We start from the raw sequence: 2,629 nt of genomic DNA, 5'->3' as shown, positions 1-2,629 counted from the left end.
TGGGTATTTCGGAGTGACAGTGCCAGTGATTTCGGTCAAACCGTGCCACTTTAAAAGATCATACAATTATATAAAAAAGCTTTGATTATTCCTGTTTCAATATTCCCTTTCTAAGCGATTCCCCTTTTAGATCTATTCTGTGGGAGGAGTTGACAAGTCGATCAAGGATGGCATCAGCAATTGTCCCTTCACCGCCGATAATTTCGTACCATGCTGAGACAGGTATCTGGGATGATATAATGGTAGATTTTTTACCATGACGGTCGTCAATGATATCCATCAGCGTTTCCCTGTCCTGATTGTCAAATGCCTGCAGGCCAAAGTCATCAAGGATAAGCATTTCCGCTTTGGTAAGCTTTTCCAGTTCTTTGAGATAGGTGCCGTCCACTTTGCTCAATTTCAGTTTCTTGAATAACCTGGCCGTAACGGTGTAGAGTGTTTTTAATCCCGAAAGGCAGGCCTGGTGGCCCAGTGCCTGCGAGAGGTAGCTTTTACCCGTGCCGGAGGCGCCGCAGATAATAATATTCTCCTTCCTTGATAAAAAATCAAGCGTAGCAAGCCTGGCGAACATATTTCTGTCCAGATTCCTCTCTGCCGAGTAGTTGATATCGGCCAGGGTTGCATCCTGCCTAAAGGCGGCCTGCTTCAAAAGGCGTTCAATCCTGCTGTTTTCCCGCTCTTCCCACTGGTGATCGGTCAGCAGGGCCAGGTATTCATCGCATGTCATTGCTTCAAACCTGTTTTCCTTAACGTACTGCAGGTGTAACTGCGCCATGGCACCCAGGCGCATGTTCCGTAATTTTTCAATTGTCTGATTGTTCATCGTGCTGATTTTTGTGGTTATTATTCATAAGCGGAGGCACCGCGTATATTGCTGTGAAAAGGAATGTGGGGTTTAGCCTGTTCGGGTTGCCCGATGGGCAGCGGCACCCTGTCCATATTGTTCTTAAGGATATTCTTTATGCGGATATAGGAACAGGCATCGGTATCCAATGCTCTTTTGCAGGCATCGTTGAGCCGCTGTGAGCCGTATACCCTGTGCAACTGGATGACGCCGAGGGAACGTTTGTAACCTATCTCGGGATAATCCTGTGAAGCAAGTATCTTTTCGACACATGCCACCACGTATTCGCCATGCGGGCGGGCTTTTCTGTAGAAGAACTCCGGGGTCCAGTCGGAATAGAACTTATGCGTACTGCTCAGGTGGTCGGTATTGGTGATATAGGATCCCTTGGCCGGATTACGCCGGTGCAAGGCAATCCGCTGCTGGTGATAGAACACTTCGATTCTGCTTTTGGTATAATGGATGGTGGTCTCCCTGCCAATATAACGGTAAGGAACACTATAGTAACTCTTGTCGGGCGAGAAGTAAACATAGCCCATTTTCTGCACCTTGGCCCTTTTATAATCCTTCAGCTCATAAGTTGTACCGGGCAATGGTTTGAGGTACTGACGCTCAATGGTCTGGAAGAGTTCGATACGGCTGGACTCTTTACGCCTGAACAGAAGACTGTTGTATCGCTCCAGCAATATGCCGATCTCTCTGTTGAGATCTTCCAGGGTGAAGAAGACCATCTCCCGCAGGGGATAATAAATGCGCTGATAGGCCAGGTGTACGGCATTCTCCACCAGCGCCTTGTCCTGCGGTGAATACCCGCGCGTAGGGTTGATCACGCAATTGTAGTGACGGGCGAAGTCCTTGAAACTCCGGTTGATATCGGCTTCGTATTTGCTCGCCCGGTTGACGGCCGACCTTAGATTGTCTGAGATGATGGCTTTGGGAACCCCGCCATAGAAGCGTAGCGCCCGCGTGCAGCAATCGATCAGATCGCTCCGTTTCTGGCTCCTGCAGGCCCGCACGTAGGTATACTGGCTACAGGGAAGAATCGAAACAAATACTTCCACAGCAACAAGCTCTCCGCTCTCCTTATCAATTATATGCAGCTTCTTCCCCGCAAAATCAATGAACATTTCCTCTCCGGCGACATGGTCGAGCTTCATCGAACCTTTTTCTCTGGGATATTTACGGCGATAGTGTTCCAGAAACTGAGTGTAACTGTACGGATCCCCGGCCTGATCCACGTATTGCTGGTAATGGTGCAGAAAAGTGAACCCGGGATGGTTCCGGGCCTTATTGACCCCCTCGAAATACAGCATGAGCTCATTATGCCGCCGGGTGTCAACGGTTGTATGGGAGGAGAACAGCTCAGCTAAGGCTGCCGTATCAAAGCGCAGGAGCTCTTCAAGCGAATATTCACTCGCTTCAAACAACTGCATATACGTGTTGACCGTGTTCCGGGAGATGCCCAGAATGGAGCCTATCCTGCGGTTGCTGGTCCCATCGAGATGTAAGGTGATTATCTGTTTTAAGTCCATCGGATCAAGTTTGTTGGCCATGTCGCTGTATTTATATGATGCGACAAGATAGTCCCTGATCTCCTAAAGTGGCACAAAACGAACCGTAATCGTTGTGCGATGTAACTAATGGGTAATATATGCTAAATCAATAATGGCACAAAACGAACCGTAATGGCAATGGTCAATATCAATCTGGAATGGCATCATTTAAACCGTAATTACCGGCACTATCGGACCGAATTAGCTGGCACCATTCGAACCGTAATATCCA

At 48.3% G+C, this 2,629-nt stretch carries 2 protein-coding genes; both read right to left on the bottom strand.

Annotation, left to right across the window (positions count from 1 at the left end):
* Positions 1 to 85 precede the first annotated feature (85 nt).
* Entirely contained in the window at positions 86 to 823 is a 738-nt protein-coding gene (istB, locus tag QT327_RS28010) for an IS21-like element helper ATPase IstB (RefSeq protein WP_013664153.1), read from the bottom strand.
* A gap of 20 nt (positions 824 to 843) precedes the next feature.
* On the bottom strand, positions 844 to 2,397 hold the full coding sequence (istA, locus tag QT327_RS28005; RefSeq protein WP_013664154.1) for an IS21 family transposase: 1,554 nt from the start codon (positions 2,395 to 2,397) through the stop codon (positions 844 to 846).
* Positions 2,398 to 2,629 lie beyond the last annotated feature (232 nt).

Source organism: Olivibacter sp. 47 (genome assembly GCF_030372825.1).
Taxonomy (GTDB): domain Bacteria; phylum Bacteroidota; class Bacteroidia; order Sphingobacteriales; family Sphingobacteriaceae; genus Olivibacter; species Olivibacter oleidegradans.
The sequence above is the reverse complement of the archived record's forward strand: the minus strand, read 5'-3'. Positions and strand labels throughout refer to the sequence as shown.